Origin of the sequence: Novosphingobium sp. SL115 (genome assembly GCF_026672515.1) — a bacterium.
GTDB lineage: Bacteria > Pseudomonadota > Alphaproteobacteria > Sphingomonadales > Sphingomonadaceae > Novosphingobium.
The window spans coordinates 2,068,819-2,095,666 of record NZ_JAPPRG010000002.1 but is presented as its reverse complement, the minus strand read 5'-3'; the positions used below and the strand labels follow the sequence as shown (position 1 = coordinate 2,095,666).

The following is a 26,848-nucleotide window of genomic DNA, read 5'->3' as shown; positions in this document are numbered from 1 at the left end:
GATAAAGAAGCTCCCCCGCGAAAGCGAGGGAGCTTCTTTATCAAATCACAGCCTGACCGAACGCAAACCGATCAGAATGAAAGTCTGATGCGCCCCACCACCTTGTCACCAGCATGGCGCAGATCGGCAAAGGGCGAAACCGTAATCCCCGATGTATCCACATCGGTGCCGATATAATCGACGCCAACCGTGATCGGCCACTGGTTGTATTCCACGCCCAACTTCCAGTCGGTGTAGTCACCCAAGGGCCGCAACCGTGCCGAACGTGCATTTTTGGTATCGCCCGTTGTGTGTCCGACAGACGCCATAACACTCACTGGAAACGCCGGAATACCCGCCAGCGCGGTTGCGCGAAGGTAAAGATTGTCACCACCAATCGCATCCTGACTCGGCGCATAAAACGCATTGGTCCCTAATTGCAGCGGCCCGATGGTATAGCGCGCGCCCAGCCCCAGCTCGCCATAATCCATCCCGGCATCCGCACCCGCGAAGACATGGGCAATCCCTTCAGTACGTATGGTGAACGCACCAGCATCCCAATCCTTGCCAAGCGCCAGATCGGCCACGGCTTCGGCATTGGCATGGCGATCGGACCGGCGCAGCATTGCCACCCGTGCCGAAACCTCAAGCCCGGCCAAGCCGACTGCCACCTCACTTGATGCGGAAATCTCGCCATCGCTCCAACTCAGACCACGACGCACTTCATCGTTCGTCGCCTCCACACCGAATTCCACCGATTGCGCCTGTGCCGCAGAAGCGAGAACCAGCGCACCAGCTAAGGTCGCTGCAATCTTCAAGCAAATGTCGGGCTTGAAACGAATGGCGGTCATGTTCTGGGTAACTCCTTAACTTTTCCGACGGCGCAAAGCTGCGCCCTCAGCTTCAACGAGGATCACAGATCGATCCTGCGCAACCATGGCCATCATTGTCGCGTGCAGATTGTCTGCTTTCGCTGCAACCGTGCGCTCGATACCGTTCCCGGCGGCAGAGCACCATCCCGGCACAGAACCCTTCAGCGCATTGTCACGCTCCATTGATCGCTTCGCCTGAAGAGCACTGCCAATGGCTGCGGTGCGTTCTACTATTAACGAAACAGACCAGTTGCACCGCAACGAAGACGCTCGCCCGCCTGGCCCTGCGCTGCCTGCCTGGCGCATTTCGATCCGCATCGATCCCGCATAATCAGCGGCAATGTCACCTGCTGGATGATCGATCACGGCCTTGTGTTCCAGCGCCATTACGGGCGCTGATATCAGCGCACCTGCGATTACGGCCGAAAGCGCTGCCGCTCGGATAAAGTTTGTCATATTTTGCGTCTCCTGCACTGCCCCGGCATTATTGCGCCGGTGACAGGGCGGAACGTAGCCATCCGTGTCTGGCTACCCAAGACACGCAATTGTAATGTTTCTTTGCCCAACTGCCGGATCAGTAGCCCATCAGGCTCAACACTTCCTTGCGGCTTCTCTGATCCTCCAGAAACGTGCCCATCAACCTGCTTGTCACCATGCCCACGCCTGGTGTGCGCACGCCGCGCGCGGTCATGCAGGCGTGGCTAGCCTCGATCACCACGGCAACGCCATGCGGACGCAGGTTATCCCAGATACATTGCGCAACTTCGGCGGTTAGCCGTTCCTGAATCTGCAAGCGGCGAGCAAAGCCATGAAGAACGCGCGCAAGCTTGGAAATGCCCACCACCTTGTCGCGCGGCAAATAGGCAATCGCTGCCTTGCCGATGATCGGTGCCATGTGGTGTTCGCAATGACTTTGGAACGGAATGTCCTTCAGCAGCACTATCTCGTCATAACCGCCGACTTCTTCAAATTGGCGGACCAGATGGATCGCGGGATCATCGCCATATCCCGAACAGTATTCCTTCCACGCCCGCGCCACGCGCTTGGGCGTATCCAGCAGGCCTTCACGGGCCGGATCGTCGCCCGACCAGCGGATCAGGGTGCGTATTGCCTCCTGCACATCGTCAGGAACCGCAACCTTGCCACGGGCCAGATCATCATCGTCATCAGGCCTTATCAGACTGCTCATTCCAACCCCTCCCCAAATTCCGTCATTACCGTTTCGGGCGCCGCAGAATACGGCTTTTGAACAACCCCCGACGATAGAAGGAGAGCATTTCCTCCGGTCGTTCGGGGTCCAGCACTTCATTGTCGGCAAGCGCCTTTTCCGCGTCGCTCAACTCATGCGGAACGAAGCGTTTCAAGCGCTTACCGTCCTGCGGAGCCGCCGCGATCATCGCCGCCATGCTGCCCTGCTGGTCAAGAAAGTCCGCTACCCGTTCGGGAGCAAGTCCGCAATGCTCCCCCAACAACTGCATGCGCAGTCGGTGGATCGGTGGGCCGCAGTGGCCATTGGCCGGGCGGGAGCAGTCGATGAACACGTCACATTCGCTATCCAGCCCCATCGACCGGTTGTTCAGATTGGCCGATCCAATGCGCAGGATTTCATCGTCCACGATGGTCAGCTTGGAATGGACATAAATCGGTGCGCCGCCTGCGGTTACCGGATGCCAGATCGAAAAGCGCTGTTTGTGGTCAACCTGCTCGATCGACTGGGTCAGCCGCGTTCGCGCTCCGTCCATCGCAGCCTGCTCAAGCCATCCGTCCGAACTATCCGGCATCACCAGCACCACTTCGGGTGGGTCAGACTCACCCATGCGCAGCGCAATCGCCTCGGCAATTTTGCGCGATGCAAAATACTGGTTCTCGAAATAGATGAACCGTTTTGCCCGCGCGATCTGTTCCAGAAACAGCGCCTCCACTTCGCGCACTTCCCCCGCGTTGGCATAGTGCGAACGGGTCCGCGCAATGCCGATCTCCACGTTGCGAAACTCCGCCTCGATCCGCGCGGGCCACGGCGAGGCTTCCTGCGGCGCGCACGGGGCAAAGGGTTTGCCGCCCGCCTGCTCCCACCGCTTGCGTCCAAATGCGCCCAATACACTCGCCGCCTCGCCTTCCATCAGCATCGTGCAATCGTGCCATGGGCCATAGAGCTTACCGGCAGGGCGTTTGCGGCGAGGGTCTTCATCAAGGTGTGCTGGCGTATCCCACCGGTCACCCGCCATGTCGATGCCGCCACACACGGCAAAGCGATCGTCAATCACGGCAATTTTCTGATGGTGACTGCAGCCCAGCGGATGTGCGCTATCCAGCTTGAACACGATGCGCGGATGCCGCCACCAGCGCAGCAGATCAAACATCATCGTGCCGCGAAACACCGCCTTCAACGCGCCAAAATTCCACTTGAGCACCCGCACGTCCAACCGCTTGCGTCGGTTCGCCAGCCAAACCACAAAAGTGCCAAGTCGCGCAGGCGATACCTTACGCCGGGGCAGATTCCACCAACGCCTGCCACCGCCAATGATAATGCGCGTATCAAAGTCCCACCCAATCAGCATGATCCGCTGCCGGGCGCGCATCATTGCTTCGCGCATCAATGAAAAGTAGTCTGCAGCATCCACCACGGCATGCGCGCGCGATGCCATGACGTAACGCCACACCGAAGGCGATATACCTGCATGGCCCGCAGAATTATCCGTGGCTTGATCCGTGAGATCATCCTGCTGCGTATCCAGAACCGGCTCCCTGCCAAATGACCCAAGACCTGCGCGCTTCGCTGTTACACGAATGCCCGGCCATGACCGCATATTGCACAAAGACCTGTGCCGCCATTCTGTTCCGTATCTTGCAAGGAAATGCAGCCGTGGAAATGGCCGATTACAGAAAGGACGCCTTTTGCGCCCCTGCCACTCCGGTCAAAACCGGCTCAATTTTCGACAGGGAGCACCAGTTCGTCAGGATGAGCGACGTTCAGATTGCGGCGCAACAGTTCACCGACAAGGTCGGGATCAGCCCCGCGCCGGTCCAGCAGTGCCACCCGGTTCCTCAACCGATCCCGCTCCGCCGTAAGGGCCGCAATTTCATCCTGCCTCTGTTCCAGCAGGCGGGCGTTTTCGCCCCAGGCCAGCAATCCGCTGGGGCCGGCAATGCCCGCCGCACCCAGCACCAGCAGAGCTACCAGCGCAAGTGACTGGGTCAGACTGTCTTTGGGAAGAATGGCGACGCGGCGAGATTGCATATCCATGACTGAATCATAAATCGCCCCCGGTTACAAGGCGCAATAACTACGCATCAGACGCTTTCCGCCAGATTTTTCGCACCACCACTCGCCGCCGCTACGCACTGTAACCGCAGATCATCTCAGACCTGCTGCACCACTACGCCACCACGTTGCGCGAAAATGATGACGTGCTCGAACGCATCCTTGCCGATTGCCTTGTCGTTGGCCTTCACTGCCACCACGGCAACCTCGAAACCCGCCTGCGACAGCAGGGTCACGAATTCCGCATCAGGGGTGGCCGACCATACCGCAAGAATGCCGTGCGGCCGCAATGCAGTCATGGCCGCTTCCAGCCCTGATTTCGAATAGAGCCAGTCGTTGACGCGCCGGGTCAAACCCTCAGGACCATTGTCTACATCCAGCAAGATGGCGTCATATGCCCCGACCGCGCAGTCGATCAGCATCGCCACGTCATCCTGCACCAGCTGAACGCGGGCATCGTCAAGCCCTCCTGCAGTCAGGCTCTTCATCGGGCCACGCGCCCAATCGATAATCTCAGGCACTATCTCGGCCACAGTAACGCTGGCATCATGGCCCAGCACGTCCAGCGCCGCACGCATGGTGAAGCCAAGCCCGTAGCCGCCAATAAGCAGTTGCGGCGCCTCTCGTTCCCCCAGACGTTTGCACGTCATTGTAGCCAAGGCCACTTCCGATGAATAGATATCGGTGCTCATCAGCTCGTTATCGTCGAGCAGGATGGCAAAATCGTCGCAATTGCGAATAAGCCGGAGCCTAGCTCCATTGGGCACGTGTGCAGTGTCAACCAGTTCGTCACCAGGCTGCAGGCCATAGTCGTCGGCCACGACCGGGCGGTCCGCAACGGCCACCGGCTTTGAGCAATCATTCACGATTATTTGCGCCTCGCCTTGCGTGCAGCATAGCGGGCATCACGCGCCGCCTTGCGCTCTGCTTCGGTCAGCTGAACAACCGGTGCGGCAGCCGCTGCCGCTTCACGCGCCGCCGCAGCAGCACGCTCGGCCTTTTCAGCCTGTTCCCGCTCGCGCTTTTCCTTCACGGCGGCCTGCTTTTCAGCCAAAGCTTTTTCGCGCGCTTCAGCTTTGGCAAGTCGCTCTGCCTGAACTGCCGGGTCGACCGCCGCCTCAGCCTTTGCCTTCAGCTTAGCCAAAGCTTTCGCCCGCGCATCGGCGGCTGCGTCGCGGCGTGCTTCAAATCCGGGTTCCTTGTATGCTGCCATTGTTTGTTACCTTCCAGTATCGGGCCACTATCGGTCCTGTATCAGGGCTGATCCTGCGCATGCGGGCCGGGCACGGCCCGACAGAACCTGCCTGACCATGGGCCTTGCGCTACGGGCGCATTCGACGAACAGGAAGGCCGCAAAAAGCGCCCTAACATCCATCGGGGCGACATCAGCGAACCCGCGCCTAGCATCGTCAACCTGCCTTGTCACGCTATTGCCTGCAACCACATCGTTGACCGCAGAGCGAGATCCAGCACCGCAAAAATCGTCCCATCGCCTCAAAATCCGTTCTCGACTTCACGCAAACCGGACGGCAAAGGGATATGCGACATGATCGACAAACTCACTGAAATCTGCGACACCAAGCGCGTCGAAGTCGCCGCACGCAAAGCCGCGGCCAGCCTTGCCGAACTCGCCGCCCGCGCCAGCGAACAGACCGCACCCCGTGGTTTCGAAGCCGCTCTACGGGCAAAGGCCTCTACCGGCTATGCCCTGATTGCCGAAATCAAGAAGGCCAGCCCGTCCAAAGGCCTGATCCGCCCCGATTTCCATCCTGCCGCTCACGCTCGCGCCTATCAGGCAGGCGGCGCCGCATGTCTCTCCATCCTCACCGACGCGCCTTATTTTCAGGGGCATGAAGATTACCTTGTCGAAGCCCGCGCTGCCTGCACTTTGCCAGTCATCCGCAAGGATTTCATGGTCGATCCGTGGCAGTGCGCTGAAGCCCGTGCCATCGGCGCCGACGCCATCCTGATCATAGCCGCCTGCCTGTCAGACCAGCAGATGGACGAAATCGAAGCTGCTGCTCGTGAACAGGGCATGGATGCGCTGGTCGAAGTTCATAACGAACAGGAAATGGAACGCGCGGCGCAGCTCAAATCCCGCCTGATCGGTGTTAACAACCGCGACCTCAAGCGCTTCGTAACCGACCTTGCCACAACCGAACGCCTCGCTGGGCTGGCCCCTGTCGGCACGCTGCTCGTGGCCGAAAGCGGCATCAACACCCACGCCGATCTGCTCCGCCTTGAAAAATGCGGCGCCCGTACTTTCCTCGTTGGCGAAAGCCTGATGCGCCAGAACGATGTCGAAGCGGCGACACGGGGGTTACTGGAAGGGTAATGGCCAAGCCGCTGCGAAAGCTTCCTGCGGATTCTATGCATGCCACTACGGACAGTGCGGTCGATTTAGAAGGATACTGGCGCTATCCCCTACTCCCTATCCAATAGCCCCTGAACCTGCCGATAAAATGCCTCCCGCTGCACAGGTTGCGACCCGCTGCTAGCCTTGGGCCAATCAGAATTGCTCGCGATCACCAGCTTTCGTTTGGGATCGATGAAAATGCCCTGGCCAAAGATGCCCTGCGCGGCAAACGATCCGTCGTCATAAGTCCACCACTGAAAGCCATAACCTTTGCCGGTGCGGCCAATACCCTTCTGCCGGGTCGTCGCCTGTGCAAACCAGTCCTGCGGCACGACTTGCCGCCCATCACCGTCTTTGCCATTGGCCAGCACGAACAGCCCGAAACGAGCAAAGTCACGTGTGGCAGCCTGCAGGCAGCAACCGCCAATCTCGTGCCCAGTCTTGCCCAGCAGCCACGTCGCTTCTTGCTCCATCCCTGCCGGTTGCCAGACCTTTTGCTGCAGATATGTCGCGAGCGTCTTGCCCGTGGCCGATGACACAAGCACGCCAATCAGGTTCGTCTCGCCGGTGTTGTAATTCCACACTGCGCCCGGTGGATGCGCGCGGGGCAATGTTCGCATATAGCTTACGGTCGCATCCATTCCCGCTTCTGGCTTGGCCGCGTTGAACTTCGCCACATCGGAATCGGGATCGCCGTAATCCTCGTTCCAGCGGACGCCGGATGACATGGTCAGCAGTTGGCGCACGCTGACATCATCATAAGCGCTGCCTTTCAGCCCCGGAATATACTGACTGATTTTGTCGTCCAGACTGCGGATCGCGCCGTCCTTAACCGCGGCCCCCACCAGCGTCGAGGTAAACGATTTCGCCACCGAAAAGCTGGTCCAGCGACCTTTTGCGTCAAAGTCCAGGCCATACCGTTCGAACCGCACTTTGCCGTCTTGAACAATCACCAACCCCGCCGTACGCTGGCGCCTCATGTAATCCTCGATACCGGGAATTGTCAGCGGCTTGCCTGCCGGAAGCGCCATAGGTCGTGCCGATGGCGCAATCACGTTCGCCTTGGCCAGAAACGGCAGCCGATCCATCGCCCGGAAAGCGGCATCGCGCTGCCGCTCATTCCAGAACAGCACATCAGTATTGGTCGGCAAAGCCATGACCAGCCCGCGCGTCTCCCGATCAAGCGACGCAAAGCCCGCACCGCCGGCAATCACCACAGCCCCCAGCAAAACCCATAGCTTCCGCATCCCGCTCCCCCTTACTGACACGAAGGAAGCTAACACCCAAATTCCGTCCCGTCACGGACAAGGGGTATTCGCAGAATAATGGAATGCGCGACGCTCGGTTGGTGAGGTGAATCAAGCAGCCTTGGCCGCGACAATCCGCACACTGTGTCGACCAGTCACATCTTTGCAAAGTTCGACCTCAGAAATTTTGCCCAAAACTTGCGCCCAATTCGTTCCGCCATAATCTTTGGCACGCAATGCATGTTTGCCAAGCACACAGCCCAGCGCCTGCAATGGCGTCCAGCCCTGCTTGTCAGCCAGTTGGGCAATTTCCTGTCGAATGCGATGCCAATCTTTGATGGCAAGTTGCACGGCTGCTTGCGCAGGCTTCGGCGCGACTTTAGCGTCATCCTCGTTAAGCTCAAAAAACTTCGCACACGATTGGCGATACTTCTTGTTCGTTCCAGCTTTGCCAAAACCGAACACATCGATACCTTCAGCTTTCAGGAATGTCGTGAGAGCCACAAAATCACGGTCACTCGAAACGATGCAGATGCAATCGCATTTATCGCGAAGGGCGAGGTTCATCGCATCGACCACAAGCGCGATATCCGCTGCATTCTTGCCTGATTGGGCGGGCGTCACCTGACGCGCCTCAATGATATTCGCCCGCAGGTACTCGACCCACGGCTTTGCGGATGGATTACTGAAATCTCCATACGCAAACTGAATGGATGGCCGACCCAACTTAAAAACCTGCGGCAATATCTGTCGCATATATTCAGGATTTATATTCTCGGCATCGACCAGCAAGGCAAGTCGTCTCATCGGAAGTTCTTCAGACATGGCGGTAATATTGCCGCCATTCCCCTAAAGAATTCTCAACAGACCATCCAAAGGGCAAAAACGTTTTCCTATACATTCGCAGCCTGCCAGCATGAACCTTATCAACGAAAGTCGACCAAAACATTGAAATTGCCTGGTTCAGCCATTCACAAGTTGAAAACTTACAAAAACCCCGTCAAGGCCTTGCTTCGGTCTTATTCCGCCGGGGGACGCAAAGCATAATGAACGATTTGACCCACCTCGACACGCAAGGCACCGCGCGTATGGTCGATGTCGGCGGGAAGGCCGAAACGCACCGCGTGGCCATCGCCGGCGGCACTATCAGGATGAATGTCGATACGTTCAACGCCATCTGTACCGGCAACGCACCCAAAGGCGACGTGCTTGGCCCTGCGCGCATCGCCGGGATCATGGCAGCCAAGCAAACGGGCAATCTCATCCCACTGTGCCACCCCCTTGCGCTTGATGCGGTCAACGTCGATTTCACCTTCAACACCAGCGCCATCCACTGCACCGCAACTGCCTCGCTCACCGGACGGACAGGGATAGAAATGGAAGCTCTTACGGCAGTTTCGGTAGCGTTGCTGACCATCTACGACATGGCTAAGGCGCTAGATAAGGGCATGGTGATCGAAAATATCCGCCTGATCGAAAAGCGCGGCGGCAAATCGGGCACATGGCGCGCCGAAACGGAATGAAAACGTCTCCACTCCCCCTTGCCGAAGCGCAGGCCCGCCTGCTCGCGCTCGCGCCGCAACTGCCGGTTGAACATCGTGCAGTGGCCGAATGCCTCGGTCACTACATTGCCGAAACGGTCCCTGCCCGCCGCACTCAGCCCGCCGCCCCGCTCTCCGCCATGGACGGTTATGCCCTGCGCAGCGCGGATCTACCCGGCCCATGGCAGGTTATCGGCGAAAGCGCGGCTGGCCATCCGTTCGCAGGCGTTATCGGCGCGGGACAGGCCATCCGCATCAGCACTGGCGCCATCGTGCCCGGCAGCGCGGACATGGTGCTTTTGCAAGAAGACAGCGCGAGCGACGGGCAAACCCTCACCCTTACCGGAGAACCGCCAGCCCCGACCGAACGCCACATCCGCCCGGCTGGCATGGATTTTTCGGCGCAAGCTGCACTCCTTGCCGCTGGCGAACGCATCGGCCCGGCACAAATCGCTCTGGCCATCGCAGGCGGCCACGGCCACCTGCCCGTGCGACGCCCGCTGAAGCTGACGGTGATTGACAGCGGCGATGAACTGGTCGCAGCAGGCCATCCGCTCGCTCTGCACCAGCTTCCTGCCAGCAACGGCCCAATGCTCTGCGCGCTGGCCGCATCTCTACCCACCGTCATCCGCCACGTTGGTCCGATCGCAGACAGACTGGAAGACCTCGCCGCAGCACTGGATAGCGCACACGATGCCGATATCATCGTGACGAGTGGGGGCGCATCGGTCGGCGATCACGATCTGGTACGGCCCGCGCTGGAGGCGATCGGTGCCACGATCGATTTCTGGCGCATCGGGATCAAACCGGGCAAGCCGCTGCTTGTCGCCAGACGCGGCAATCAAGTCATCCTCGGCCTGCCAGGCAATCCCGCCTCAGCCTTCGTCACCGCCTACCTGTTCCTGTTGCCGCTACTGCGCGCGGCAGCGGGTGCAGAGCAAGCTCTCCCGCAAACAATCTCCGCGCGACTCGCCTCCGACATGGGCAAGGGCGGCAGCCGGATGGAGTTCCTGCGCGCCTACTGGGATGGCGATGTGGTAACACTGGATACTTTGCAGGATTCAGGCGCGCTGACCCCGCTAGCCCGCGCTAACGCGCTGGTCGTGCGCGTAGCTGGGGCCGAAGCACAGGCGGCAGGAACAAATGTTCCGGTCTACCTGCTCGGCAATGGCGGTATTGCTTGACGAGTCGTCTTTGGTTGCTTATCCGTTCCGCATTCGTTCACCAGCGGAGTGACCGCCAATGTTGACGCGCAAGCAGCACGAGCTGCTCACTTTCATTCAGGTGCGCTTGGAAGAATCCGGTATATCTCCCTCGTTCGAGGAGATGAAGGAAGCGCTTGATCTCAAGTCCAAGTCGGGCGTTCACCGGTTGATATCCGCGCTGGAAGAACGCGGCTTCATACGTCGCCTGCCCAACCGCGCCCGTGCGCTGGAAGTGCTTCGTCAGCCGGATAGTGCGGTCAGCAAATCTGCTGCAACCGCTCCCTCTGCGTCTGTCAGACAAGCCGCCAATGGCAACACCGCACTTTTGCCGCTGCGCGGCAGTGCAAAAGCGGCTACTCCGGCAAATGACGTGGTGGAGATTCCGCTCCACGGCAAGATCGCTGCGGGTGTCCCCATCGAAGCGCTGGAATCCAGCGCCACCCTGCCTGTTCCCGCTGCCCTGCTGGGTTCTGGGGAGCATTACGCGCTTGAAGTGTCGGGCGATTCGATGGTCGAAGCCGGAATCCTGGACGGTGACTACGCGCTTGTACGCAAGACGGATTCTGCCCGCGACGGCGAAATCGTCGTCGCACTGGTGCGAGGTGAAGAAGCCACGCTGAAATACCTCCACCGCGAGAAGGGCCTGATCCGGCTTGACCCCGCCAATGCCGCCTATGACCCGCAGTTCTATCACCCTGACGAAGTGCTGGTTCAGGGCAAACTGGCAGGGCTACTGCGCCGTTATCATTGATAGTAATGCCCGGTTTTGAAGGGTGGCAGGCAGCCTTGCTGCGTGTCACCCTGTTTAAGAACTGATCGCCAGCCACGAAAATGCGGACCTCATCGCAGAGATGCAACTCTTCTGCGCCATTTCATCGAAGTCTTTATCGCGGCAACAAAGCTTGCAGGAACATTCCTACAAGCTTTGTTGCCTGTCATTGTTAAGATGCCAGTATTTATAACTGGGGTTGTAGATACTCCGGCGATCACTTTTGTAACGGCGAACGTTGGGTTGTCGCGCCAATGTCGGGCACGCTTTCCGAAGGCGCAGGCTTACGCTGATAGCTTTGTGCCGGCTCGGGCCATCGATACCAGCCATGTTGCCCTTGTGTCTGGGCAACACTGCGAATTTCACCAGTAGCAAGATTTATGGCAAGGCCACCAGTTGTAGCAAGGAACTGACGATCCGCTTTCATCATGCGCGGGTGACAAGCGAATGGCAAACGCCGGTCTGCGATGACGATATCAACCCGCTCGCACGCAGCGGTAAGTTCCATTTCATCAATATAGTTGCGGGTTCGGGCAGCCAACAGGGTAAAACGCCTTCCACCGCGCACAAGGGCAAGGGTGCAAAAATCAGCAGAGCAATTCGCACCGGGCCAGTCATCGAAAGTCTGCAAGTCCCCGTCCATACCGGCCAGTTCCAGCAGACTATCGCGCATGTAGCTGCCACGCCCGGACCGCAGCACCAGCAACTTGTCGCCTTCACCGGTAATGCCGATATGATGCCCATCTCCGGTTATCAGGATATCGGGAACAGGCACTGTCACCATAATAATCAGCGCAAATGACGCGGGCAGCGCACCCCACAGCCGGACCCGGCCCGTCCACAGCGCGAGCCACAGCATTCCAGCTACAAAAAGCGCAAAACTCCACGGAGTAACCGCAGGAAGCATGGTGACCGCGCCGGGGCGCGCGGCGACGAAATGGGCTATCGCAAGCAGCAGGTGCAGCGATTGACCCGCCATCCACCATAGCCATCCGCCCAGCCCGCCAAGGTCAAACAACAACGCCAGACCGATCAGCGGCATGGTAATGAACGTGGTAAGCGGGATGGCCACCACATTGGCCAGCGCTCCATAAATGCCTGCCCGATGAAAGTGGAACAGACCAATAGGCATTAGCGCCAGTTCGATCACCACGCCTGTTGCCAGCAGAAGGACAAGGCTTCGCGCAAAACGCACGAGCAGGCCACGATGATCGCCCGAAAGGAAGCCCCGCACTGGGGCAGCCGAATGAAACGCGATGATGGCAATGACCGCACTGAAGCTCATCTGGAAACTTGGTCCCAGCACGGCTTCTGGCCAGAACAGCATGACCAGCAGCCCGCCTGCCGCCAACATTCTGAATGATAGAGGATCACGGCCCAGCGCCAGCGCACCCAACACCAGCAACGCCCCAATACATGACCGCACGGTTGGCACTTCTGCACCTGTCAGCAGGGTATAGGCAATGCCGGCCAGTGCTCCGGCCAGCGCTGCGGCAATAGGAACCCTCACACGCAGCGCAATCCACGGAATGAAAGCCAGCACACGCGCCACGATCCAGTAAACCGCGCCAACCAAAGCGCTGACATGCAGCCCTGAAATCGACAGCAAGTGTGTAAGCCCGGCATCGCGCATTGCCTCTTCATCGGCGATGGCAATGGCGCCACGGTCACCGCTGGCAAGTGCTGCTGCTATGTTGCCGGGTGACCCGCCAAGCTTCGCACGAATATGGGTAGCAAGCGCCGATTGCAAACCGCGCAGGCTGAAGGCTCGGTCCGGCGAACGGACGACCTCGACTTTGCCAAGAACGCTACCAGTGGCGGCAATCCCGTCGAACCAAGCAGCGCGCGCAAAATCATAGGCTCCGGGCAGCATGGGCGAAGCTGGTGGCATCAATCTGGCACGCAGACGCACGACAGCACTTGCCTGCGCTTCGGGCACGTCGTCTTCGTCTGGCACATTCACACGCACCAACACAGGTTCAGGAAAGTCTGCCAGATGCACGCGCAATAGCAGTCGTACGCGAAGTTTTGCCGGTTCTTCGCGCCGTTCGACCACTTGGCCTTCCATCCGAACAACGCGCGGCGCAGAAACGCCGGGTTGACCGACCAGCACCGATTTTCCCCATATTGTGACCATCCCGGCGCACGCCATTATCGCAAGGCCGGTCAAGGCAAGACGCAGGCGACCCAATCGCGCCTCATCCACACGAATCAACACCAGAATCGCCGTTGCAGCCCCCATTAAAAGGAAGGCGATCCAATGCTGGGGAAGGGGTAAGGCTACCCACGCCACGATACCCGTGGCAAAGGCGACGACAAGCCACGGCCCGCGCTCAAACGGATGCGCTTCGAGGAACGCCTCAACGCTATCAAGCACGCTGGACAATCGCGCGCGGATGCCGCAATGCCCCGCGCGTTCCACCGGTGCTTCGACCGGGCCGTCAGCAGGATATTCTGCTGCGAGTCCATCTTCTGCCGGGGACGCCATGGTTTTCACAGGGAAGGAAAGCGCGGCCAATGGCAAGCGCCACTGACACCGTTTCTGCAGGATCACGCGAAGAAGGCCGTGTGGTTACCCGCTTTGCCCCGTCACCAACGGGCTTTCTGCATATTGGCGGCGCACGCACCGCGCTGTTCAACTGGCTTTATGCCAAACGCAATGGCGGCACCTATCTCCTGCGTATCGAAGATACCGACCGTGCGCGATCAACCGATGCGGCCATTGAAGCAATCTTTGACGGACTGGAATGGCTGGGCCTTGCCGGCGATGAGGCGCCAGTATTCCAGTTTGCCCGGTCGGATCGTCACGCCGAAGTCGCGCACAAGCTGCTTGATGCGGGCTATGCCTATCGCTGCTATTTGACGCAGGAAGAGCTGGCCGCGCGGCGTGAACAGGCACAGGCAGAACGCCGCCCGTTCCGCATTGATAGTGAATGGCGCGATGCAACCTCCGATCAGTGGCCGGAAGGCCAGCCCTATGTCGTCCGCATGAAAGCCCCGCGTGAGGGCGAAACGTTGATTGACGACAAGGTGCAGGGCTCAATCACCGTGCAGAACAGCGAACTGGATGATTTCATCGTCCTGCGTTCTGACGGAACTCCGACCTACATGTTGGCCGTGGTGGTCGACGATCACGATATGGGGGTGACCCATGTGATCCGAGGCGACGACCATATCAACAACGCCTTCCGCCAGTTGGTCATCGTTCGCGGCATGAACGCAATTGACGGCAACTGGCCGGACCCGATCTATGCGCACATTCCGCTGATTCATGGCGCTGACGGGGCCAAGCTGTCGAAGCGTCACGGCGCGCTGGGGGTCGATGCCTATCGTGACGAGATGGGCCTGCTGCCAGAAGCGGTATTCAACTATCTGCTCCGCCTTGGCTGGGGCCATGGCGATGATGAAATCATCAGCCGCGAACAGGCCGTGGAATGGTTCGACATTGGCGATGTGAACAAGGGCGCATCGCGGTTCGACATGAAAAAGCTGTTGAACCTTAACGGGCACTATATCCGCGAGGCCGATGATGCGCGTCTGGCCGCTTTGGTTGCACCGCTTCTTGCAAAGCTGGCTCCGTCATTCTCGGCAGAAAGCGGGATGGAACTGCTGACGCAGGCCATGCCGGTGCTGAAAGTGCGTGCGGCTGACCTGCACGAACTGGCTGCTGGCGCAGTGTTCCTGTTCGCGCAACGGCCACTTCCTCTGGTGGAAAAGGCCGCGGCCATACTCACCGATGAAGCCCGTGCCATCCTGACGAAAGTTGCGGGGGTTCTTGATGTTGAAAACGGCTGGACAACCGAAAAACTGGAGGCCACGGTAAAACAAATGGCTGAGGAGCTAGGGATAGGTCTGGGCAAGATTGCCCAACCGTTACGCGCAAGCTTGACGGGACAGGCTACCTCGCCGGGCATTTTCGACGTATTGGCGCTGCTCGGCAAGAACGAGTCGCTGGCGCGTATTCGCGACCATGCGGCTTGAGCCTGAGCAGCCAATTGCATGTTAAAGATATAAAAGGAGGGCTAAGCGTGAGCGATAACCAGGCTTCTTTGACCGCTGGCGGCAACACTATCGATATGCCGGTGAAGAGCGGCACCATCGGCCCGGATGTCATCGATATCCGCAAGCTCTATGGCCAGACGGGCATGTTCACATATGATCCCGGCTTCACATCGACGGCGAGCTGCGATTCCGCCCTCACCTATATCGATGGTGATGAAGGCGTGCTTCTGCATCGCGGTTACCCGATTGGCCAGTTGGCTGAACATTCGTCGTTCATGGAAGTCAGCTATCTGCTGCTGAACGGTGAACTGCCCAGTCAGAAGGAACTGTCGGACTTTTCGCGCACCATCACGCGCCACACCATGCTGCACGAACAGCTTGCCACGTTCTATCGCGGGTTCCGCCGCGATGCGCACCCGATGGCGATCATGTGCGGTGTGGTTGGCGCGCTGTCGGCGTTCTATCATGACAGCACGGACATTTCCGATCCACAGCACCGCAAGATCAGCTCGCACCGCCTGATCGCGAAGATGCCGACGATCGCGGCCATGGCCTACAAGTATTCGGTCGGCCAGCCCTTCGTCTATCCTGACAACAAGCTATCCTACACCGGCAACTTTCTGAAGATGACCTTCGGCGTGCCGGCGGAAGAATACGAAGTGGTTCCCGCCGTTGAAAAGGCGATGGACCGCATCTTCACGCTTCATGCCGACCACGAACAAAACGCATCAACGTCGACCGTGCGTCTGGCCGGATCGTCGGGTGCCAATCCGTTCGCCTGTATTGCAGCAGGCATCGCTTGCCTGTGGGGCCCGGCGCATGGCGGCGCCAACGAAGCCGCGCTGAACATGCTCAAGGAAATCGGCACGCCGGACAAGATCCAGCACTACATCGACCGTGCCAAGGACAAGAACGATCCGTTCCGCCTGATGGGCTTCGGCCATCGCGTGTACAAGAACTACGATCCGCGCGCGACTGTGATGCAGTCGACCGTACGTGAAGTGTTTGCAGCACTCAATGTGCAGGATCCACTGTTCGAAACCGCGCTGCGCCTTGAAGAAATCGCCCTGAGCGATCCCTACTTTGCGGAAAAGAAGCTGTTCCCGAACGTGGACTTCTATTCGGGTATCATCCTTTCGGCCATCGGTTTCCCGACCACGATGTTTACAGTGCTGTTCGCCCTTGCCCGTACCGTGGGCTGGGTCGCGCAATGGAACGAAATGATTAGCGATCCAGGCCAGAAGATCGGGCGTCCGCGCCAGCTCTACACCGGCCCTACGGCGCGCGATTATGTGCCTTTGAGCGAACGCTGAGGTAATTGAAGGCGCGGCCGCTTTCCAAAGCGCCGCGCCAGCTTTCTATACCGGCTCAACGGCGCGCTATCATATGCCGTTGAGCGAAAGCCGAAAAACAAGGAATTGTAGCGATGGCGATGCTTCTTCGGATATTCGGTATCGCCGCAATTCTGGTTGGCGGCCTTTGGGTCGGTCAGGGCATGGGCATTATAATGTGGCCCGCATCAAGCTTTATGCTGGTGCAACGCCAGTGGGCGTTCATCGGCGCCGGATTGATGTTGTTGGGCGTGTTTGCCCTGTGGCGGGCAAAGCGTCGCCGCTGATAAGGCTTCAGGCGCTGGCCTGAACCGAAGCGGCCAGATCGGCCGGCAAGCTCAGCACGAAACATGCGCCCCCACCTGCATCATTGCATACTGCCAGATCACCACCCATCGCACGGGCCAGTTTGCGCGAGATATACAGGCCTAGGCCACTGCCGCCATCGCCGCTACGGCCAAGTCGTTCAAACTTTTCGAACACCTTTTCGGCCTGTTCAGGCGAGATGCCATCACCCTCGTCGATGACCGCGAGCCAGGAGACATCACCATCGACGCCGGTTTCAACCTGCACGGTGGTTCGCCCCGGCGTATAGCGGATAGCATTGCCGATCAGGTTTATCAGGATCTGCAGAACGCGACGGAATTCACCAATCGCAGGTGTACGAAGATCAAGCGCGGGAACTACTACGGCAATGCCCCGCTCCTGCGCCCGCACGCCCAGAATACCTGCAGCCCGGCGCGCGCAATCGGCAAGGTCGATATGATCGGGCAGAGGTGCAAAATGGGCATCCTCGACCGTTTCCAGATCAGACAGGTCTTCGACCAACCCGAGCAAATGCCGCCCAGCTTCGGCAATATCGCCCGCATAGCCAACGTACTGTTCCGCCAGCGGCCCGGCAAGGCGGGTACGGATGGTTTCAGCATTGGCCACAATCCGATTCAACGGCTGCCGCAATGCTGGCGCCAGATTGCTGCCAAGCAAGCCCTTGAAAGGCGATACGTCCCCCCCTTCGCACGGGAAGGTTTCCGCGGGCGACGACAGCACCGTTTCGGCAATCAACAGCAGTTCAAAACCACCGGCCTGCAAAGGCAGCAACCGCACCTTCCACGGACGCTCCGATCCCGGAACATCAAGAGCCGCATCATCCAGCAACCGCCAGTGCAGCGGTTGACGATGGCTGCTGCCGCGCAACGTGACCATATCAGTCCAGTATCGGCCAAATCCCTGCCGCAACGCCGCAGCATAGCACGCCAGATCTGGCGCATCGACCGTGCCCGAAATGATCCTTTGTTCTGCATCCAGAACCACATGTGCCTCGGCAAGCTGGCGCATCAGCGCCTCGGCCCTGCCGTCATCATGCTGCCATGCCTCATCAGCAAGCCGCCAACCGGTAATCTCTATGCGTGTCCCCGCCCCATCAGGCCAGACAGCGGCACGAAACGAAACCGGCTGCGCATCATCACGCACAGTCAGCATTTCTGCCAGCATAGCCCCTGAAAGCCGGGCACGCCGCACAAGCGCCAGCAGCGGCGGCAAGGCCATCGGTCCTGGAAAGGTTCCGCCCGCACGCAATTGTAACGCGGCCAGCATTTCGTCCGCTTCGACCAGTTTATCTGCGCCATCGCATCGGGCGTGGATCGGCCCCGCCGCTGTCATGTTAGCCTCTACCCAAAGATTGATGGGAGCAGGGCGATTCAGCCAGCAATTTTGCAGCACGGGCCGCGTCAAGATCAGCCACGGCGTCTGGCACCGCACATTCAGGATGTAGCGCGGCAAACACTGAAGCAATCCGTTCGCGCTCCAATCCCACAGATGTCAGCAAAAGACCCAGGCGCAACATTTGGCTTTCGACCGTAACCATGATCGCCATATCGCGCGACATGCCGGCTCGCGCTGCAATTGCGGTGACGAACAGCGCAGCACCTGCATTTTCCAGCAACAATGCATCACGCCGATCATCGCCCACGGCTTGGATAGCATGCCCTAACAGATCGACCCGCCCCGCATGCGCCCCACGCGCATGGCGCAGAAACACCGCCGCCTCATCAGCCGCAGCAGCCCCCACCACATCATCTGCAAGACTGGCGCGCATCACTTCGATCGTCAGATCATGCAGATCGATGGGCAATTCCACCAGCGGAAGCTGCATACGACGAATGGCCTGTCCAAACCGGGCTTGGGCTGCCAGCAGATTCATTCCTCGCGCAGCGATATCAGGATCAACCGAAGCAACGAAATCCTGCATCAGCGGCGTCAGCACGGGATCGACGCCCAACCTTGCCTGCAACTTTTCGGTCAACTGCCATTCCAGCGCCAGCATGTGCAGATGATTCAGCAACTCGCCTTGTGCGGCCAAGGCGTCTACCAGTCCGGAAACACCGTTCAGCCCGGCGGGGCGGGCAAAACCGGCAGCATCATCCAGCGCACGGACAAGTTGTCGGCCCAGATCGGCCAGCATTCCACGAACGCGCGCGATAACTTCGTCGCTGAAAATTGCGCTATCGTCATTGCGCAGCAAGTGACGCAGGATGGGCTGCACGTGCATTAGAGCCTGATCCGCTTGCAGCAGATCGTCACGCAACAGCGCTTCTATTGCCAGATGCTCGGTGCCGGGAATTGCGGTCAATGCCATGCCCCGCTCTTACGCCTCACTAGTTAATCGCGGGTTAGGCGAACTGCCTTCAAATTGCAGCGCAAACAGACAGGTGCCCAGTAAGCCCAGCACTGCAAGCGCAACGGCAGCATCGAACGGCAGGAAAATACTGACGATTGCCAGCACGCATCCTGTCAGTAAACGATCCTCCAGCCAGCGGCTCCATGGCCGATTCGCCAATGCCAGCGGCACAAGCCGCATCATGCCGATCAGCAAAACCGGGGCGAATGCCGCCGCTCCCCACGGCCATCCGTGACCCGGTGGCAATTCGCAGCGCCAAGTGGCCAAAGTTACGAAGCCTGCATCAATAAGCAGATGAAAGATGGCCACACCGCGTCGAGCAGACCCTGAAACCAGCAGAGAATTGCGTTCAATCTGGCCAAGCAGGCTGGCCACCCGCTCGACCATCCAGCCAAGGCCCAGCAGCAAGAAGCCGATGGCGAAGTGCCCCAACCAGCCAAGGCCACCTCCCAGCAATCCAACCGCCCCCGCCGCCACTCCGGCCAAGGCAGGCCGGGTTCCGGCATGAAGCATCGCCGGGCCAAGGCGTCGCACGATCAGGGTTGTCAACCGTTCACCGGGAGTAGCCGAGCCAGCAGAAGACTTGGTGGTATGTAGGTTGAGCCATTGCCGCTCCACCCGGTGCGCTTCTGCTTCGGTCCGGACGATGTTCCACCGGCCATCATTCAGCAGACTGGCCGGAACGCCGCGATGTGCGATCCGCGCCTGCGCGGCAAGGCGCAGCAACGCCGACTGAACATTCCATTCCGGCGGCAATTCTGCAAGTCCTGCCGCCACTCTTCCAGGAAAACGCATCGCGGCAGCAAACGCATAGTTGATATCAATCCGCTCAAACCCCAGCGGTAAGGCGGTTTCAACAGGCAATGTCAGCACCACGGGGCCAGCATCGAGCATTTCACGCGCAGCATCCGGCATGACCAGCAGCCCGTCACCCAGAACGAAAACATCATCATCAGGCAGTAGCAGAGGTGCCAGCATGCGCGCGGTTGCAATGACGTGAAATTGTGCGCCGCCGCGTTCTGCTGCGTGCTGCATGGCCACCAGTTCGCCGCTGATAGCCTCGGCCATCACCACAATGCGCTTGCATCCCAGCGACAGCGCCAAACCAATCTGATGGCGCAAGATCGACCGGCCACCAATCGGCAAATAGCCGCGTAGCACATCCGGTTCATCACCGGCAGATTCAATCAACGATAGAACTGCGACCCGCAAGAAAAGCCTCCTGTCGGGCTATCGTAGGGGTTGCCGACACCGCTGCCAAGAAGCACGGCCAGTTTTCAGGGATTAACCGTCATGTCTGCGAGCATTTGGTGCAGCCGCCGTAGAATGGCCGGGTCACCCGGCGCACTGTCTACCGCTTGTTCGGCAAGATCAAGAAGGCCGTCAGCGTGAAAACTGGCCGCCAGCCCCTTCAGCCGCATGGCCGCGACATGCCAGTTACCGTCACAGCGCGCACGGCCCAGCAAATCGACCTGACGCTCGGCGCTTTCGATAAACGCCGCGCGCAATTCGCGCACTAGTTCGGGATCATACCCGGCAGCAACCGCCAGGTTGGCATCAAGAGAACCACCTTCATAGGCCATACGAATATGCTACGGGCTGAAATGTTAAGGCAGGGTTTATGCCCCATCGCAATTCGTGATATGCCACCGCCTATGAACGGGGGAACACGGATCATTCCGATCGAAAGCACCGAGCCGGACGTCAGCTTTGGCGCTGATCTGGCACAGGATGCCCACATTGCTCAGGCCTGCGCGGAAGCTAGTGCGGATGAAGCTTTTGCCGGATGGCATGCAGATGATTCCCCCTCGTCATCCGATCGAAGCTGGATCGCGCCATCGCTGACACTGGCATGCGTGGCAATTTGGACTGGCGTGTTTGTCTGGACGATAGTCATGCCGGGCGGTGCTACCGGTGCAACCGCCCCTCAGTGGATCGACTGGATCGCGCAATGGTCGGTTCCTGTGCTGCTCGCACTCGTTTTGTTGCTTGTCATAATGCGTACAAGCAAACGCGAAGCTGCGCGTTTTGGTGATGTTTCGCTGGCGCTGGCCAACGAAGCAGCCCGGCTTGAAAAGCGACTGACCGGACTGAACACTGAGCTTTCCCTCGCCCGCGAATTCATCGCTGCCCAGTCGCGTGACCTTGAATCTCTTGGCCGTGTCGCGACAGAACGTCTTTCGGGTAGTGCAACGCGCCTTGAAGAGTTGGTCACGCAAAACGGCATGCGGATTGACCTGATCGCGCAGGTTTCAACCAACGCGCTGGACAATATGGACAAGCTGCGCAGCCAGCTCCCGGTGATCGCCCATGCGGCGAAAGACGTCACCAACAATATCGGCAATGCCGGACGCAGCGCACACCTGCAACTGGAAGAACTGGTTTCGGGGTTCCAGCGCCTCAACGAATTCGGCCTTGCCAGCGAACGGCAAGTCATCTCGTTCCGTGAAAGGGTTGATACCGCCCTTGCCGGATTTTCGCGCGCTTCCGAAGATTTGGCACAGCTAGCCGAAGGCCGTTTCGAAACGCTTCGCGCACGCAGCAATGAGCAGGCACACGCCGCCGCCCAAGCCGAAACAGCTGCACTTGAAGCATGGCGCGCACGCACTGACAGCCACGCACAAACACTACAGACCGCGTTGCAGCAACTTTCAACCGCACATGAAACTGTCATTTCTGAAGCAGCCCAACGTCTTGGCAGTTTTGAACACTCTGCCCGTTCACTGACATCCGCTCTTCACGATCAGTCCTCCGATCTGGCCGATCATCTGGCGCGCCGCCATGCCAGCGCAGAAGCAACCGCAGCAGAACAGGGCGCCGCGCTTGATAACCGCCTTGCCCAGATTGACGAAGCGATTGCCCGCCGTCGTGCCGCAATGGAACAGGCCGCCGCTGCATCAGCAGAAGCACTGGCGGCAAAACTTGCTGATTTCGATCAGGCAATCGATGCCCAGCGCAAAAGCCAGCTCGCTGAGGTTGAGCGTTTGGCGATGCAATGCGCCAAGATCGAAAAGCAGATCAATGCACTCTCTGATGTTATTCGCAATTCAGGTGAACAGGGCGGACATACCGCTGAAATTGTCGACAGCGCGATTGTACGGCTCAACACCCGTCTTGGCGAAATGCGTCACGCTCTTTCAGGCACCGATCTGGAAATCGGGGAACTGACTGATTCGGCTGTGCGCCTGCTTGAACTTGTGCAGGCTGGCGCCGACCATACCCGAACCCAGATGCCCGAAGCGCTACGCAGCACCGAAGCTGGCCTAAAAGGGCTTGAAGACCGCGTTTTCACCTTGCGGGATACCTTGCGTGAAGCGGGCGATGGTGGACGTGTTCTGGCACAAACGGTCGGCTCGGCGCGAAACGAAGTTGCGGCAACACTTGCCGAACTTCACACCGCGCAAGAAGGCCTGACGCGGCAATCTGATGAGCGCCAGCAACAGATTGCCGCTTTGCAAAAGACTCTGGAAGAAGCGCGCCAAACCAGCACCGCGCTGTCTCAAGACATTGAGGACCGACTGGCAGGTGCCCTTGCCAATCTGGCCAACGCAGCCGCTACGGCAGGGGACACCTTGCGTGCCAGCACGGCCGATCAGATTGATGCGCTGGCGGCCCAGCTTGGCGAGCAAAGCAGCGCGGCCATCTCTCGCGTACTTCAGGGCCGCGCCGCCGAATTGGTCGGGCGTCTCGAAGAGGCTATTGATTCCGCTGCTCTGGCAAGTCGCGATACAGCCATCGCCATGCGCGATCAGTTGACCAAGGTCGATGAATTGGCAGGCAATCTCGAAGCTCGCGTTTCCCGCGCGCGGGAAAGAGCGGAGGAACAGGTCGACAACGACTTTGCCCGCCGCGCCGCGCTGATTACCGAATCGCTCAATTCGTCAGCTATCGATATTGCCAAAGCGTTGTCGACCGACGTGTCGGAAACCGCGTGGGCGTCCTATTTGCGGGGCGATCGAGGCATATTCACGCGCCGCGCCGTGACGCTGCTGGAAAGCGCCGAGGCCAAATCGGTTCAAGGTCACTACGAAAGTGACAGCGAATTTCGCGAACACGTCAACCGCTACATCCATGATTTCGAATCAATGCTTCGCCAACTCCTTGCCACGCGCGATGGCAATGCTCTTGGAGTGACGCTTTTGTCATCGGATATGGGCAAATTATATGTTGCACTGGCACAGGGGATAGAACGGCTGCGCACCTGAACGGGACTGCCTCCCTCAAGTCATTCGGGAAATTCCCGAAGTCTTGCAGAAACCTGCTGCAAATCGTTGCGAAACCTGCTCTCTTCCGTTTCGCGGGCAGGGTCATCCAAACGCAGAAGGTAGCTGGGATGCGTGGTGATCCACAATTCGCTCCCGTCTTCCAGCTTAAGCGGCCTCCCCCGCTCTTTCTGGACGCTGACCGTCTTGCCCAGTATTGCTCGGGCAGCACTGGATCCCAAAGCAAGGACCAGGCGCGGACGCACCAGCGCATGCTCTCCTTCCAGCCACCAGCGGCAAACATCGATTTCGCGTGCTGACGGCGACTGATGTAGTCGTCTCTTGCCGCCAGATGTAAACTTGAAATGCTTGACCGCGTTGGTCACATACGCTTGCGCAGCGCTGATCCCTGCCGCTGCCAGATGGCTGTGCAATACATGCCCTGCAGGGCCAACAAATGGGCGCCCTTCCCGCTCTTCGCTGTCACCCGGCTGTTCGCCGACGATCATCAGTTGGGCCTGTTCCGGCCCTTCACCCATGACTGCACGGGTGCCATTGCAGCCAATAGCACAGCGCCTGCACGTCTGGATCGCCCCGGCAATCATATCCAGTCTTTCGGGGCGGTCGCCGAAGTCCTGCGCTCCAGCTTCAACCATCTGTGCTTCGCGGGCCTGCGCCCCCGCGATCAGTTCAGGGATAAGCGTCGCTTCGGGCAGGTTTTTCCAGTATTTTCGAGGCATTTCCTTCAACATTGCGCCGACTTTGAGCCGTGCCGGATTGAAGATGGACGCATAATATTTCCGCCACAGCACTTCTACCAGATCACCCGAAGGCGCATCCGCTCGGGTGGCTGGCGGCCCTTCCGAAAGGACTTTGCCATCCCAATGCATGCTGCCCTTAGGGGTGAGAATTGACCAGCGCATGGCAGTAAAGCGGCGCGTGAAGAAAGCCGCATTGGCACGCAGGATGTGATGATCGGGTTCGAACCATGCAACATAGCGCTCGTCCGCCACTCCTTCATCCATCACCCGAAAGCGGACAAAGGCACGCATCTTGTGAATGTCGCGCCGGACCTGACGCGCGAGATTCTCCATCTGCCGCACGTCGAAATCGGCCTTGTCATTCATCAGACCAAATTGCCGCTGCAGCCGAAACAGCACTCGATAGAGCAGCGAAAATCTGCCGCTGTCAGTGTGAAGGATCGCGCTTTGGGCAAGTTGCAAAAAGGCGCGTGACACCCGAAGGTCTGGCGCATCGCGGACCGCAACGGGGAGCTTTTCGTCGCTATTGGCAAAAAGATCGAACGTCTGATCGGCGGGGGAATCCCACGTGATCTGATCGGGCGAAATCCCTGCCCGCGCCAGTTCGCGAGCAGCCGTTCGCCAACCATCGAAGTCGTCCGGCGCGCCTAGAACGACACGAAATGCTTCGTCGCGGTTCGCGCCTGTGGCCAGCATCAGGCGAACAATTCCAATTGTTTGGCCCGCTTGACAGGCGCGATAATACTGCGCAAATCACTTCGGTCTGTCAGTAGAACAGGGCGCCAGTCTTCTGTGATGATGAAGGGGCGAACTTTGACCAGCGATACCGTAAGATTGCCCACATCTGCCAGGCGCAAGCGGCGCTGACGGCGTGCAGCCACTATCGCATTCACCGCTTTCACGCCCAATCCCGGCACGCGGAGCAGGCGTTCACGCGGCGCGCGATTTACATCGAGCGGAAATTCTTCACGAAAGCGCAAAGCCCAGGCCAGTTTGGGATCGATATCCAACGGCAGCATTCCGTCCGTACCAGCGGCCTGCTGCACCTCATGCGGCGCATAGCCATAGAACCGCATCAGCCAGTCGGACTGATAAAGCCGATGTTCGCGCATCAAAGGCGGACGTTTGAGCGGGAGCACGGCACTGGCATCGGGAATAGGGCTGAACGCTGAATAATAGACCCGGCGCAATCCGAAACGATCATACAGTCCGCTGGCCCTTCCGACGATATCGGCATCAGATGCGGCATCAGCGCCGACGATCATCTGCGTAGATTGCCCGCCGGGCGCAAACTTTGGCGCATGGCGAAAGCGGCTGCGCGCATCCTTGGCCTCGACAATCGCCTCTTTCAGCGCGGCCATTGCCCCCTCAATCTGCGGTGCAGATTTATCAGGGGCAAGCCTGGCAAGACCAGCAACCGTTGGCAATTCGACATTGATGGAAACGCGATCAGCATGGAGCCCGGCCTGCGCCACCAGTTCAGGATCAGCCTCAGGAATGGTTTTCAGGTGAATATAACCAAGAAAATTATGCTCTTCACGCAGGATACGGGCGACTTCTATCAACTGCTCCATGGTATGACTGGAGCTTTTGCTAATGCCGGACGAAAGAAACAGGCCTTCGATATAATTGCGGCGATAGAACGACAGCGTGAGATCAACCACTTCTTGCGGGGTAAACCGTGCTCGCCGGGTATTCGAGCTTTTGCGGTTCACGCAGTAGTGGCAATCGAACACGCAATGGTTGGTCAACAGTATCTTGAGCAACGAGATACAACGCCCATCTGGCGCATATGCGTGGCAGATGCCCATACCCTCGGTCGATCCGATACCTTTGCCGCCTGCACTGCTGCGCTTGGCCGTGCCCGACGAGGCGCATGACGCATCATATTTTGCGGCATCAGCCAGAATTTCGAGACGTTCAAGAACAGATCGCTGCGACATATGTTCACCATATGTTTTCTTTTCCGCAAACGCCAGCCTGTTCCTTCAGGCAGGCAGATGGCATTCAATGCAGGAACATGCGCCGGTCATGCGGGTTGAACAGGCCATAAGGATCGCGCTTGTGCCTCAAGGCAAGGTGATCTGTCATCCATCGCTGGAAAGGCATTTTTGTAATGAAATACGATCAGGGAAATCCCGAAGAGCTGCGCGAGAAGTTTTGGAAAGCGCTGTCCTCATCACCCTATGTCATGCTCCAGCGGGACGCTGACCTTGATTCCGCAGCACCGATGACCGCACAATTGGATAAGGATGCAGATGGGGCGATCTGGTTCTTTACCAGCCGCGACAATCGCTTTGCGGCCATGGGTCCGGCTACGGCGACGTTTTCATCCAAGGGCCACGATGTATTCGCCCGCTTCCATGGCCAGCTTGTCGAGGAAACAGATCGGGCGAAGCTGGAAAAGCACTGGAACAACTTTGTCGAGGCATGGTTTCCTGGCGGCAAGGACGCGCCCAACCTTTTATTCCTGCGTATGGATTTGGGTGAGGCTTCAATCTGGGCAGGCGAGTTGGGCCTGATCGGAACAGCCAAGATGGCACTGGGCATGGACGTGACGAACGATATCAAGGGTGGTTATACCCAAACCCAACTTTGATGTTTGCAGTATGAAATAGAAAAGGGCCGCTCCAGCAATGGAGCG

General features: G+C 58.9%; 25 protein-coding genes. 9 read left to right on the top strand and 16 right to left on the bottom strand.

Features of this window, described 5'->3' with window-relative positions; all coding sequences use genetic code 11:
- Positions 1–71 precede the first annotated feature (71 nt).
- The 7 genes from OVA07_RS11655 to OVA07_RS11625 all read right to left on the bottom strand — a co-directional run bounded on the left by OVA07_RS11655 (position 72) and on the right by OVA07_RS11625 (position 5,326).
- A complete protein-coding gene (locus tag OVA07_RS11655) occupies positions 72–830 on the bottom strand; it encodes a TorF family putative porin (protein WP_268171586.1) in 759 nt (252 codons plus the stop codon).
- A 15-nt stretch (positions 831–845) separates the two neighbouring features.
- Positions 846–1,307, bottom strand: coding sequence for a hypothetical protein (locus OVA07_RS11650; protein WP_268171585.1), 462 nt, complete (start codon positions 1,305–1,307; stop codon positions 846–848).
- Positions 1,308–1,425: 118 nt separating this feature from the next.
- Positions 1,426–2,040, bottom strand: coding sequence for a GTP cyclohydrolase I FolE (gene folE, locus OVA07_RS11645; RefSeq protein ID WP_268171584.1), 615 nt, complete (start codon positions 2,038–2,040; stop codon positions 1,426–1,428).
- Positions 2,041–2,065: 25 nt separating this feature from the next.
- Positions 2,066–3,496 carry a phospholipase D-like domain-containing protein gene (locus tag OVA07_RS11640; protein WP_268171583.1) on the bottom strand — a complete coding sequence of 477 codons (1,431 nt, stop codon included), beginning with the start codon at positions 3,494–3,496 and terminating at the stop codon, positions 2,066–2,068.
- Between the two features lie 281 nt (positions 3,497–3,777).
- On the bottom strand, positions 3,778–4,089 hold the full coding sequence (locus OVA07_RS11635) for an FtsB family cell division protein (RefSeq protein WP_268172694.1): 312 nt from the start codon (positions 4,087–4,089) through the stop codon (positions 3,778–3,780).
- A gap of 122 nt (positions 4,090–4,211) precedes the next feature.
- Positions 4,212–4,934: a spermidine synthase gene (locus OVA07_RS11630; RefSeq protein WP_268171582.1), complete on the bottom strand. Its 723-nt coding sequence runs from the start codon at positions 4,932–4,934 to the stop codon at positions 4,212–4,214.
- Between the two features lie 47 nt (positions 4,935–4,981).
- Positions 4,982–5,326, bottom strand: a complete 345-nt coding sequence (locus tag OVA07_RS11625) for a DUF6481 family protein (protein ID WP_268171581.1) — start codon at positions 5,324–5,326, stop codon at positions 4,982–4,984.
- A gap of 333 nt (positions 5,327–5,659) precedes the next feature.
- Between OVA07_RS11625 and trpC the strand changes: the two genes are divergently transcribed.
- Positions 5,660–6,448 carry an indole-3-glycerol phosphate synthase TrpC gene (trpC, locus tag OVA07_RS11620; RefSeq protein WP_268171580.1) on the top strand — a complete coding sequence of 263 codons (789 nt, stop codon included), beginning with the start codon at positions 5,660–5,662 and terminating at the stop codon, positions 6,446–6,448.
- Between the two features lie 89 nt (positions 6,449–6,537).
- Here trpC and OVA07_RS11615 read toward each other — a convergent pair whose 3' ends face one another.
- A complete protein-coding gene (locus tag OVA07_RS11615; protein WP_268171579.1) occupies positions 6,538–7,716 on the bottom strand; it encodes a serine hydrolase domain-containing protein in 1,179 nt (392 codons plus the stop codon).
- 111 nt (positions 7,717–7,827) lie between these two features.
- The gene (locus OVA07_RS11610) at positions 7,828–8,541 is read right to left on the bottom strand and encodes an NYN domain-containing protein (RefSeq protein ID WP_268171578.1); all 714 of its coding nucleotides are present in this window, start codon (positions 8,539–8,541) and stop codon (positions 7,828–7,830) included.
- A gap of 221 nt (positions 8,542–8,762) precedes the next feature.
- Between OVA07_RS11610 and moaC the strand changes: the two genes are divergently transcribed.
- Genes moaC through lexA form a run of 3 tightly spaced genes read left to right on the top strand, consistent with a single transcriptional unit; the run spans position 8,763 to position 11,213 of the window.
- Positions 8,763–9,239, top strand: coding sequence for a cyclic pyranopterin monophosphate synthase MoaC (gene moaC, locus OVA07_RS11605; RefSeq protein WP_268171577.1), 477 nt, complete (start codon positions 8,763–8,765; stop codon positions 9,237–9,239).
- Complete coding sequence (locus tag OVA07_RS11600) at positions 9,236–10,441, top strand: molybdopterin molybdotransferase MoeA (RefSeq protein WP_268171576.1); 1,206 nt, start codon at positions 9,236–9,238, stop codon at positions 10,439–10,441. Before moaC ends, OVA07_RS11600 begins: the two co-directional genes overlap by 4 nt.
- Positions 10,442–10,499: 58 nt before the next feature.
- Complete coding sequence (gene lexA / locus OVA07_RS11595) at positions 10,500–11,213, top strand: transcriptional repressor LexA (protein ID WP_268171575.1); 714 nt, start codon at positions 10,500–10,502, stop codon at positions 11,211–11,213.
- 235 nt (positions 11,214–11,448) lie between these two features.
- On the opposite strand, the gene OVA07_RS11590 is transcribed toward lexA, so the two are convergent.
- Positions 11,449–13,719, bottom strand: a complete 2,271-nt coding sequence (locus OVA07_RS11590; protein ID WP_268171574.1) for a ComEC/Rec2 family competence protein — start codon at positions 13,717–13,719, stop codon at positions 11,449–11,451.
- Positions 13,720–13,748: 29 nt separating this feature from the next.
- Between OVA07_RS11590 and gltX the strand changes: the two genes are divergently transcribed.
- The 3 genes from gltX (at position 13,749) to OVA07_RS11575 (ending at position 16,851) form a co-directional block, all read left to right on the top strand.
- Positions 13,749–15,212 carry a glutamate--tRNA ligase gene (gene gltX / locus OVA07_RS11585; RefSeq protein ID WP_268171573.1) on the top strand — a complete coding sequence of 488 codons (1,464 nt, stop codon included), beginning with the start codon at positions 13,749–13,751 and terminating at the stop codon, positions 15,210–15,212.
- A 47-nt stretch (positions 15,213–15,259) separates the two neighbouring features.
- Entirely contained in the window at positions 15,260–16,546 is a 1,287-nt protein-coding gene (locus tag OVA07_RS11580) for a citrate synthase (RefSeq protein WP_268171572.1), read from the top strand.
- A gap of 113 nt (positions 16,547–16,659) precedes the next feature.
- The gene (locus tag OVA07_RS11575; protein WP_268171571.1) at positions 16,660–16,851 is read left to right on the top strand and encodes a hypothetical protein; all 192 of its coding nucleotides are present in this window, start codon (positions 16,660–16,662) and stop codon (positions 16,849–16,851) included.
- A gap of 7 nt (positions 16,852–16,858) precedes the next feature.
- Here the strand turns inward: OVA07_RS11575 and OVA07_RS11570 are convergent, their stop codons facing one another.
- From OVA07_RS11570 to OVA07_RS11555, 4 genes are all read right to left on the bottom strand, one after another.
- A complete protein-coding gene (locus OVA07_RS11570) occupies positions 16,859–18,223 on the bottom strand; it encodes a sensor histidine kinase (protein WP_268171570.1) in 1,365 nt (454 codons plus the stop codon).
- 1 nt (position 18,224) lies between these two features.
- Positions 18,225–19,199, bottom strand: a complete 975-nt coding sequence (locus OVA07_RS11565; protein ID WP_268171569.1) for a hypothetical protein — start codon at positions 19,197–19,199, stop codon at positions 18,225–18,227.
- Between the two features lie 9 nt (positions 19,200–19,208).
- Positions 19,209–20,453 carry a hypothetical protein gene (locus OVA07_RS11560; protein WP_268171568.1) on the bottom strand — a complete coding sequence of 415 codons (1,245 nt, stop codon included), beginning with the start codon at positions 20,451–20,453 and terminating at the stop codon, positions 19,209–19,211.
- Positions 20,454–20,518: 65 nt separating this feature from the next.
- A complete protein-coding gene (locus OVA07_RS11555; RefSeq protein WP_268171566.1) occupies positions 20,519–20,824 on the bottom strand; it encodes an Hpt domain-containing protein in 306 nt (101 codons plus the stop codon).
- A 72-nt stretch (positions 20,825–20,896) separates the two neighbouring features.
- Between OVA07_RS11555 and OVA07_RS11550 the strand changes: the two genes are divergently transcribed.
- Positions 20,897–23,446 (top strand): hypothetical protein, encoded by a 2,550-nt coding sequence (locus OVA07_RS11550; RefSeq protein WP_268171565.1) that lies wholly within the window; start codon positions 20,897–20,899, stop codon positions 23,444–23,446.
- 20 nt (positions 23,447–23,466) lie between these two features.
- On the opposite strand, the gene OVA07_RS11545 is transcribed toward OVA07_RS11550, so the two are convergent.
- Positions 23,467–24,900 carry a UdgX family uracil-DNA binding protein gene (locus tag OVA07_RS11545; protein WP_268171564.1) on the bottom strand — a complete coding sequence of 478 codons (1,434 nt, stop codon included), beginning with the start codon at positions 24,898–24,900 and terminating at the stop codon, positions 23,467–23,469.
- Positions 24,900–26,147, bottom strand: coding sequence for a putative DNA modification/repair radical SAM protein (locus tag OVA07_RS11540; protein ID WP_268171563.1), 1,248 nt, complete (start codon positions 26,145–26,147; stop codon positions 24,900–24,902). Before OVA07_RS11540 ends, OVA07_RS11545 begins: the two co-directional genes overlap by 1 nt.
- A 173-nt stretch (positions 26,148–26,320) precedes the next feature.
- Between OVA07_RS11540 and OVA07_RS11535 the strand changes: the two genes are divergently transcribed.
- Positions 26,321–26,803: a pyridoxamine 5'-phosphate oxidase family protein gene (locus OVA07_RS11535; RefSeq protein ID WP_268171562.1), complete on the top strand. Its 483-nt coding sequence runs from the start codon at positions 26,321–26,323 to the stop codon at positions 26,801–26,803.
- Positions 26,804–26,848: the final 45 nt, after the last annotated feature.

Excerpts from the sequence above, each read along its gene's own strand:
- OVA07_RS11570 (WP_268171570.1), bottom strand. The coding sequence starts at position 18,223 with ATGACAGCGGCGGGGCCGATCCACGCCCGATGCGATGGCGCAGATAAA.
- OVA07_RS11540 (WP_268171563.1), bottom strand. The coding sequence starts at position 26,147 with ATGTCGCAGCGATCTGTTCTTGAACGTCTCGAAATTCTGGCTGATGCC.
- folE (WP_268171584.1), bottom strand. The coding sequence starts at position 2,040 with ATGAGCAGTCTGATAAGGCCTGATGACGATGATGATCTGGCCCGTGGC.
- gltX (WP_268171573.1), top strand. The coding sequence starts at position 13,749 with ATGGCAAGCGCCACTGACACCGTTTCTGCAGGATCACGCGAAGAAGGC.
- OVA07_RS11575 (WP_268171571.1), top strand. The coding sequence starts at position 16,660 with ATGGCGATGCTTCTTCGGATATTCGGTATCGCCGCAATTCTGGTTGGC.
- OVA07_RS11625 (WP_268171581.1), bottom strand. The coding sequence starts at position 5,326 with ATGGCAGCATACAAGGAACCCGGATTTGAAGCACGCCGCGACGCAGCC.
- OVA07_RS11650 (WP_268171585.1), bottom strand. The coding sequence starts at position 1,307 with ATGACAAACTTTATCCGAGCGGCAGCGCTTTCGGCCGTAATCGCAGGT.
- OVA07_RS11655 (WP_268171586.1), bottom strand. The coding sequence starts at position 830 with ATGACCGCCATTCGTTTCAAGCCCGACATTTGCTTGAAGATTGCAGCG.
- OVA07_RS11610 (WP_268171578.1), bottom strand. The coding sequence starts at position 8,541 with ATGTCTGAAGAACTTCCGATGAGACGACTTGCCTTGCTGGTCGATGCC.
- trpC (WP_268171580.1), top strand. The coding sequence starts at position 5,660 with ATGATCGACAAACTCACTGAAATCTGCGACACCAAGCGCGTCGAAGTC.
- OVA07_RS11565 (WP_268171569.1), bottom strand. The coding sequence starts at position 19,199 with ATGGCATTGACCGCAATTCCCGGCACCGAGCATCTGGCAATAGAAGCG.
- OVA07_RS11635 (WP_268172694.1), bottom strand. The coding sequence starts at position 4,089 with ATGCAATCTCGCCGCGTCGCCATTCTTCCCAAAGACAGTCTGACCCAG.
- OVA07_RS11535 (WP_268171562.1), top strand. The coding sequence starts at position 26,321 with ATGAAATACGATCAGGGAAATCCCGAAGAGCTGCGCGAGAAGTTTTGG.
- OVA07_RS11545 (WP_268171564.1), bottom strand. The coding sequence starts at position 24,900 with ATGCTGGCCACAGGCGCGAACCGCGACGAAGCATTTCGTGTCGTTCTA.
- OVA07_RS11555 (WP_268171566.1), bottom strand. The coding sequence starts at position 20,824 with ATGGCCTATGAAGGTGGTTCTCTTGATGCCAACCTGGCGGTTGCTGCC.
- OVA07_RS11600 (WP_268171576.1), top strand. The coding sequence starts at position 9,236 with ATGAAAACGTCTCCACTCCCCCTTGCCGAAGCGCAGGCCCGCCTGCTC.
- OVA07_RS11590 (WP_268171574.1), bottom strand. The coding sequence starts at position 13,719 with ATGGCGTCCCCGGCAGAAGATGGACTCGCAGCAGAATATCCTGCTGAC.
- OVA07_RS11550 (WP_268171565.1), top strand. The coding sequence starts at position 20,897 with ATGAACGGGGGAACACGGATCATTCCGATCGAAAGCACCGAGCCGGAC.
- moaC (WP_268171577.1), top strand. The coding sequence starts at position 8,763 with ATGAACGATTTGACCCACCTCGACACGCAAGGCACCGCGCGTATGGTC.
- OVA07_RS11615 (WP_268171579.1), bottom strand. The coding sequence starts at position 7,716 with ATGCGGAAGCTATGGGTTTTGCTGGGGGCTGTGGTGATTGCCGGCGGT.
- lexA (WP_268171575.1), top strand. The coding sequence starts at position 10,500 with ATGTTGACGCGCAAGCAGCACGAGCTGCTCACTTTCATTCAGGTGCGC.
- OVA07_RS11640 (WP_268171583.1), bottom strand. The coding sequence starts at position 3,496 with ATGGCATCGCGCGCGCATGCCGTGGTGGATGCTGCAGACTACTTTTCA.